Genomic DNA, 7,938 nt, shown 5'->3' with positions numbered 1-7,938 from the left:
TCCATAGAGTAGCCCTTTCATCGCATCGCGATGAAAGGGCTACTCTATGGACTCCATGCGGCGGTGCGGACATGCACGGGGCATGTCCCTACGGAGTTTTTGTTTATCCAGCATATCACTCCCCTCCCTTCGGGGGAGGGGTTGGGGGAGAGGCTTTGTGGGCATGGCTATCTCTTCTCCCCACCCTGAAACGATAAACCGCCGGACGCTCAGGGGAAATAGGAATGACCTGAGCTATCCGGCGGATACTACCTATTGAGTCAAACAATGCTCGTTATCTCACTACAATCTTTTTACCTTGGTGAATATAGATTCCCGGAGTGGGTCGATAGGTCTTGACTCCGGTCATGCTGTAATAGGCCTCACGGTCTATGGCGGAATGCTGCTGTATCTTGCTGATGCCCGTGGTGGGGTCGTCGATGACATAATTGAAATACTTGGCCGACGAGGTGGATACCACGCTTGTGGGCAACTGAAGGTAGGCCTTGCTGCCGACGATGGTGCGTGAGGCGGAGATGGCCGCAAACTGATAGGACGAGTTGTTGGCCACCAGCACGAGGTTGGTATAGATGCCGTCGGTGGCCTCGACAGTGGTGTCGGTGGTCACGCCCTTCAGATAGTTGCGATAGCCGGCTTCCATGGTCTGCACGGGCACCGTGTAGGCTGTGCCTGCCGTACCCATGAGCATCAGTCCGGTGCCTGCAGGAACATAGTCGACCTGCGTGAGCACGATGTCTATGACACCATCGATGAGGCGATAGCCTGAGGCGATGTAGGCGCTCAGGCCTTGCACATGGGTGAAATCGAGGTCGTAGGCACTGCAGTAGGTGGCTACAGATGTGCCGAGGTTGATGGTCTGCGAGGTCACCGTGGTAGTATCGCTGTCGGTCGAAGTGGTGTCTACCGTCAGCACCTCGTAGCCCGTGGTGCCGTCGTAGCTGTAGAATGTAGAGCCGGTGATGCCTTTGATGTCGGCGGTCTGCTGTCCTTGGCCGTTGTTGAAGATGATGTTCAGGGGCGAAGCAGTGAATGTCTGGTAGTAATAGGCCATGCCGTTGATGGTGGTCTGGGCAGACATCTGGGTGCCGGGCCATTTGGCATTGAGTGCCACCTCGCTGTCGTCCCATGCGTAGAGGTAGGGAGCGGTAGAGGCTTTCACATAGATGGTGATGCCCGTCGATGGGGTGGGTGTGGGCGTTGGGGTAGCGCTGTCGCCGGGAATCGCCGTGGTGTGGCCCGTCGTGGTGCCGTCTACATAGAGTGAGCTGCCCTCGATGGCGATGCCTGTCTGGTTGGCTCCGGGATACTGCTGGGTGCCGCTGGCCTGTCCGTCGGTGAACATGGCATAGCCGTTGACATAGGCCGTGGGCACTTCCATGTACCACCAGCCCGTCTTGCCGTTGATGCTGAGGCTCGAATCGTAGGTCATGATGGTGCCGGGCCATGCGTTGTTGACCGTAGCGGTATAGAGATAACAGCTCACGCTCGACCAGCTGTTGGGGTTGTTGTAGTAGACATACACCTTGGCGTTGGGGTCTATCTTATAATAGGTGGCGCTACCGGTGACCTCGGTGCCATCGCTTGCGGTGGCTCCCCAGTTCACCACGATGGTGTCGCCGTAGGCAGCGTCGGTGCCAATGGTGAATGTGGCCGTAGAGGTGAAGGTGGTCTTGGTGCCTGTGCCCACCTGATACCATCCGGCAGTGGCATTGCTGAGCGTGGCTGTGAGCGAGAGACTTTCGGCCTTGAAGATGCCACCGTCCTGGCTGAGGGTTACCGATGGAGTGGTCGCCACATCGTTGTAGAGCACCGCGATGCCCGTGCTGTTGGTGGTTCCGCTAATTGTCGACGCGGTGATGGTGAAGGTATTGCCCGACACGCGGTCGGTGTAGGTACCCGGAGTGGCATATGCTCCGCCATTGGCAACGCTCACCGAGCCGCTGCCTGCGAAGTTGACCACGATGGCGCCACCATCCTTGCGCGAGATGGAGGCCACGCTGCCGCTGGCCGTGTAGTAGTCGGCCTTGCCGTTCATGGCATTGTGAAACTTGTTCACCTCGGCCACGCTGGAGGAGGTGTAGTGGGTGCTGCCCATCACTCCGGCCTGTGCGGCTGCGCCCGAAGAGCTGGTGGGGCGCGAGAAATAGAGTGCCGGAATGCTGTTGTGGCTGGCTGCCACGGCATAGGCGCGGTCTACCACCTCTTGGCTCACGCCGTCGCTCATGCCGCCAGAATTGCAGTAGGTGTCGTGGCTCTCGCCCCAATACACCAGATGGGAGGTGTTGTAGGTGAAGGCATAGTTGCCGCCTCCGCTGGTGGAAGCCTGTCCGTTCTTGGCCGACCCGAGCACGTTGTTGGTGCCGTAGGGGCTATCGGTGACGCTCATATACTTCAGGTATTCGGGCATCAGGGTGGCGTCGTCGCCTCCAGTGTTGTCGAGGATCTCGCCATAGTTGAACATTGTGGTATCGATGACGGCCGGCCAGAAGTTGTCTCCCTCCGAGGGCAGACCGATATGCTTGGCTGCATCGAAGCGGCATCCGTCCACGCCGATGGCCTTGAGCGCCTGGATATAGGTCTTAAACTTATCCTGCACCCGACTGTCCTCGGTCTTGAGGTCTTTCATTCCAATCTCTCCGTGGGTCACCTGGTAGCGGTCTTGCCAGTTGGAAACGGCGCCGTAGGAGTGGTAGAGGTCGGTGTTCTTCCAGAAATCGGCCACCCAGTCGAGGGTGCCGTCGGTGTGATTGGCCACCACATCGACAATGACCTTGATGCCGAGCTTATGGGCTTCGGTGCAGAGCGAGGCGAGGTCGGTCTCCGTGCCCAGCGTGTTGGCCCCAATCTGGGTATCGCGTGGTCTATAGAGTGTGCTCCAGCTGGTGGTGCCCGTGTAGTTGGTCTGGGCGGGAGAGGTCTGTACGGCCGTGAATCCTGCAGCCGCGATGTTAGACAGGTTGGCGGTGATGTCGCTATATTTCCAGTCGAAGCAGTGGAGAATCACTCCCTGCTGTATCTTTTCGGGAAGCCTGTAGGCATTGTCGGCGCACGCCGGATGCAAGGCCGTGATGGCGAAGACAAGCATCAGTGCCCGGTATGTCAGTTGTTTTAGAATAGTCTTACACATGTCGTTTGAAGGGTCAGGTATAGTAAATTGCATAGGGAAAAGGGGTGTTTCCCTGTTGTCTGGAGTTACCGTTTATTCGGCCCAAACGTTATAGGAGGAGGAACTCTTGGCCAAAGCGGGCTGATCATCGGTGGCAGGGGTGGTCGAAACACCAACGGTTGTGGATTCGCCAACTTCCATACCTGATGTGCCAGATAAGGTAGAGGCTGCCATAAACGCTTCGCCCTCCATAGACTTATATTTGATACTGGGGCAAACATACACTCTCTTAGATACTGAAAACATGACTTTTTAAATTAAAATAGTTATTAATAAAAGGTTGATTCTAATTATTTGAAGATATACTTCTTGCCGTTTTTGATATACACTCCCTTGGCGGGCTGGGCCACTCGGACGCCCGAAAGCGAATAGTAGGCATCGTCGCTGGCATTAGCCGACAGTTCGTTGATGCCCGTGGCGGTGTCTTCGACAAACGAGATGTATTTGGCTCCAGCCGGTACGATGGATGTGGGCAACTGCAGATAGGCCTTGCCTGCCTGCATGGTGCGGCTGGATGAGAGGTAGCCAAACTGATAGTTGCTGCTGTTGTTGACCAGCACGAAGTTGGTGTAGCTGCCGTCGGTAGCGCTGATGGTCTGGTCGGTGGTGCAGGCCACGAGATAGTTCTGATAGCCGGCGGTGTTGCAGCCATAGGGAATCTTATAGGTCGTGCCTGCGGCTCCTGCAAGCAGAAGTCCAGTTCCTGCAGGCACGTCGGTCACCTTGGTGAGCAGCATCGAGAGGTTACCGTCCACGCGATAGTAGCCCGAGATGACATAAGCCTTGAGTCCCGACACGTTGGCAAAGCTCACGTCGCGGCTGCTGCTGAACGTAGCCCAGGGCGTAGAGAGCGCGAGCGAAAGGGAGTCGTCGGTCACTGGACTGGGCGTGGGCAGGATGCTGTAGCCCGTTGTACCATCCCATGAGAAGTAGGTGTCGGCCGTGATGCCGGTGATGTCGGCGGTTTGGGCAGAGCCGTTGTTGAAGATTACGTTGAGAGTCTCCACGTTGGAGAAGGACTGCATATAGTAAGTGTCGGTGCCGATGGTCGTGGTTTGAGTCATGGTGGTGCCGGGCCAGCCTCCGTTGAGCACGTTTGTGGTGCCATTGGTCACATTCCATGCATAGAGTTTGGGGGCGGTAGACGACTTCACATAGATGGTGATGGTGGCATTGGGGTCTACTTTCTTGTAGGTCTCAGAGCCGGTGTGCTCCACGCCGTCGGCGCCGGTGGCGCCCCAGTTCACGGTCACTTCGTCGTTGTAGGCCATGTTGGCACCGATGGTGAAGGTGCCCGTCTGACTGATATTCACCTTGGCGCCACTGCCCACCTGATACCATCCACTCACGGCCGAGGCGTTGAGTGTGGCGGTAATGTCGGTGGTTTCGGTCTTAAACGTGCTTCCTGCGGGCGAGAAGGTCACCGCGGCGTCTTTCACTGCGTCGTCAGGCGTGATGTAAGAGGTGGTTCCAGCCTCCTGGTTGCCGTCGTAGGAGACGAGCGAAGCCTTGCTCGACGAGCTGCTGCCATAGAGGAATTTGCCGTCCTCGCCTATCTTGCCGGGGCCGTTGAGCACGTAGACGCGCAGGTTGCCTTGGCCCGAGAAGCCGTCGGTGGTGAGGGTTCCGTTGCTCACATTGATGGTGTTTCCGGTGATACAATCGGTGTAAGTGCCGTTGAGCACGCCCGTGAAGGTGGCACCTGCGTTCAATGCCACGAGGGCATAGCTGTCTATGCTGCCGCTGGTGTAGCGGCGTTTGAAGGCGTAACCGCCGTTGGACGAGCATCCATCCCAGCTATACTGGCCCTTGCGGAGGGCGGGCACGGCCTTGCGAATGAGGTTGAGACGGCGGATATGCTGCGCCAGATCTTGATTGAGCGTGGCGGCCACGTTGCCCGATGCGGTGTATTGGCCGAAATCGGTGGCACTCACGTCGCCCGTGATGTAGCCACCATAGTAGGCGCGTCCGGTCTCCTTCAGCGCGCCATTGGGGCCGTTGTCGATGACCTTTCCGGCACGAAACTCAATCTCGGAGCCATAGTAGATGCAGGGAATGCCGCGGAAGGTGAACATCAGACTGAGGTTCTCGGCCCACTGTGAGGTGCCACCGCTGAAGCGGATGTTGTCGCTCGGCTGCGGTCCGTAGTCGTGAGAGTCTACATAAACCACGTTCCAGCTGGCGTCGTTATAGAGGTTGTCGCCGCTCTTGGCGATACCCACTGCACTGCCTGCACTGGTGAAATTGTAGTGCATGGGGAAGTCGATGACGTTGAATCCCGAGGCATTGCTGTAGTCGGGGGTATGGTAGGTGTTGCCGTTGAGGAAGGCATTGCTCGACTGGAAGTCGGCCGTGTTAGACGAACTGTAGTCGGCATACTCGGCTTCGCAGGCCGCCATGTTGGTGTTGGTGAAGTTGGTGCCTTCGGAAATCGGGTATTCCTTGCCCACCCACTCGGTGGTATCCTCGCTCCATGCGTACTTTGACGGACTGGTCCAGGTATAGAAGAAGGGCGAGAGGGCGTCTTGCTCGCGATAGATCACGCCACCATAGCGGGCACAAACCTCGCCAAACATATAGAACGGCGCACCGTTGAGTCGCTTCGAGGCATACTGCTCGCCGAGCTTCTGGAATGCGGGGATGAAGGCATGATTGAACGTTAGGCGGGCAATGTGGCCGGAAGTGTCGATGCGGAAGCCGTCGACGCCCATCTTGATAAACTCTCCGTAGCATTTCACGAGGTAGTTGTACACGATGGGATTCTCCGTGTTGAGGTCCACACAGTCGCCTGCAATCTGTGCCCACCAGCGCGTCTCGTTGTCCCAGTTGAAGTTTCCGAAGTGGTGCCAATAGTTGTTTTTGTCGTGGTTCACGCCGTCGGTGTTCTTCATCATGGCCAGTCGGCGGGCATACTGACTGCCCGAAGCCAGCGAGGCATAGTCGGAACCGAGGATGCTGGTGTTGGGTTGCATGCAGGCGTCGATGCTTGCCTGGTTGAGGATGTTGGTGCTGCGGGTGAACTCCGGGCACAGGTTGGCCTCGCCGAAGTTGCCGGTATGGTTGAGCACGATGTCGAGAATGATCTTGATTCCCTTCTCGTGGGCCTTGTCGATGAGCGTCTGGAAGTTCACGTCCTGGCTCTCATAGCGGGTGTCCACCTTACTGAAGTCCATGGCGTGATAACCATGATAGTCGTAGCCGGAGGCGTTTTGCACCACCGGTGTAATCCAGATGGCAGTGAATCCGAGTGCTTTGATATAGTCGAGTTTGTCTATCACACCCTTGAAATCGCCGCGCCAGCATGGGTCTCCGGTGCTGATTTGGGCTGTTTGGTTATCCCAACACAGCACATTGTTGCTCGGATCGCCGTCGTAGAAGCGCGTGGTGATCATGAAATAGATGGTTTCGTCGCGGAAATCCGTACGTCCACCGGTGAAATTGTCTACATAGCTGCTCGCACCATACATGGATATGACGCATTGAAGGAGCACTAATAGTCCCAGAATTCTTGTTCTCATAAGGATGGTTTTTAGGCTTAATGATATCGGAGTCGGTCATAGATATAGGACAGAAAAGTAGGTGATTCTGTCGAATAAATATTTACAACGTAAATTTTCTCGTAGGTTCCTAATTGCAAAATTAATTTAATGCTATCTATAAATAATTGCAGTTTGGAATAAAAATGCCGTTTTTTGTGTACAAACGATTGCGCAAACAGGCCTCTGCGCAATGCGTTGAGCAGTGCGAAAACGTGGGATTAGAATAAAAACGGAACAAAAATGTTTACAGAATTATCTATTATATATAAGGTAATTATATAATAATGTCTGAACAGAAAAATGGTCTTCGCGGTGGCGAAAAGGAAAAAATCGAGTCCCTTGGGGTAAATCTGATTCCGGCGTGCGGTGAGCCTTGTTGCACGGAATCATGTTTAACCCAATGGGCTGGATTGGAAAAGGGAAGGTTCCAGCGGCTTTCCGCCTGAATCGAAGAGTGGGGGAAGCGCGAGGGAACGATGGTTTTATGGCCTACAACTTCTCTCCGTAGCAGAGGTCGCCGGCATCGCCGAAGCCCGGAACGATATATTTGAACTCGTTCATTCCCGGGTCGATGGCAGCGCACCAGATAGTAGTCTTGTCTTCGGGGAAGGTTTTTTTGATGTGCTCTATGCCCTCGGGCGAGGCAATGACGCAGGCCACGTGGATGCGCTTGGGCGTTCCCTTGGTGAGAAAAGCCTTGTAGCCCAGTTCCATGCTGCCTCCGGTGGCGAGCATCGGGTCTACAATGATGAGGTTCTTGTTCTCGATACTCGGCGTAGCGAGGTATTCCACATGGATGCCCACCTGGTGATGCGCGTCGTCTACATACTCGCGATAGGCACTCACAAAGGCGTTTCCGGCGTGGTCGAAGATGTTGAGGAATCCATTGTGGAACGGCAGTCCGGCGCGGAAGATGGTGGCAATCACAATCTTGTCGGTAGGCACGTTCACGGTCGACACACCCAGCGGTGTCTCCACCTCCTTGGCTTCATAATTAAAGGTCTTCGAAATCTCGAAGGCCTCAAACTCGCCTATGCGCATGATGTTGTTGCGAAACAGCAACCGATTCTTCTGATACACCTTGTCTCGCATCTCAGCCATATACTGGTTGATGATGGAATTGTGCTCGCTGAAGTTGATAATTTCCATATATCTTTAACAGAATGTATTTTTCATCATGCAAAAGTAGGAAAAAGTTCTAATTTTTGCAAAGTCTAATTTACAAATATATCG

The 7,938-nt window shown here is 55.2% G+C and carries 4 protein-coding genes; all 4 read right to left on the bottom strand.

From position 1 onward, the window contains the following. Nucleotides 1-274: 274 nt before the first annotated feature. Nucleotides 275-3,127: a starch-binding protein gene (locus B3C38_RS01550; protein ID WP_286724601.1), complete on the bottom strand. Its 2,853-nt coding sequence runs from the start codon at nt 3,125-3,127 to the stop codon at nt 275-277. Nucleotides 3,128-3,199: 72 nt separating this feature from the next. Continuing rightward, the gene (locus B3C38_RS01545) at nt 3,200-3,358 is read right to left on the bottom strand and encodes a hypothetical protein (protein WP_286724599.1); all 159 of its coding nucleotides are present in this window, start codon (nt 3,356-3,358) and stop codon (nt 3,200-3,202) included. Nucleotides 3,359-3,456: 98 nt separating this feature from the next. Continuing rightward, complete coding sequence (locus B3C38_RS01540; protein WP_286724596.1) at nt 3,457-6,633, bottom strand: alpha-amylase family glycosyl hydrolase; 3,177 nt, start codon at nt 6,631-6,633, stop codon at nt 3,457-3,459. Between the two features lie 561 nt (nt 6,634-7,194). Continuing rightward, entirely contained in the window at nt 7,195-7,854 is a 660-nt protein-coding gene (gene upp, locus B3C38_RS01535; RefSeq protein WP_286724594.1) for a uracil phosphoribosyltransferase, read from the bottom strand. Nucleotides 7,855-7,938 lie beyond the last annotated feature (84 nt).

The sequence above is a fragment of the Alistipes sp. UBA1686 genome (assembly GCF_002320215.1).
Lineage (GTDB): Bacteria > Bacteroidota > Bacteroidia > Bacteroidales > Rikenellaceae > Alistipes > Alistipes onderdonkii.
This window is presented reverse-complemented; position numbering and strand designations above follow the sequence as displayed.

Coding starts and splice junctions, on each gene's coding strand:
- B3C38_RS01550 (WP_286724601.1), bottom strand. CDS start 3,127: ATGTGTAAGACTATTCTAAAACAACTGACATACCGGGCACTGATGCTT.
- B3C38_RS01545 (WP_286724599.1), bottom strand. CDS start 3,358: ATGGAGGGCGAAGCGTTTATGGCAGCCTCTACCTTATCTGGCACATCA.
- B3C38_RS01540 (WP_286724596.1), bottom strand. CDS start 6,633: ATGTATGGTGCGAGCAGCTATGTAGACAATTTCACCGGTGGACGTACG.
- upp (WP_286724594.1), bottom strand. CDS start 7,854: ATGGAAATTATCAACTTCAGCGAGCACAATTCCATCATCAACCAGTAT.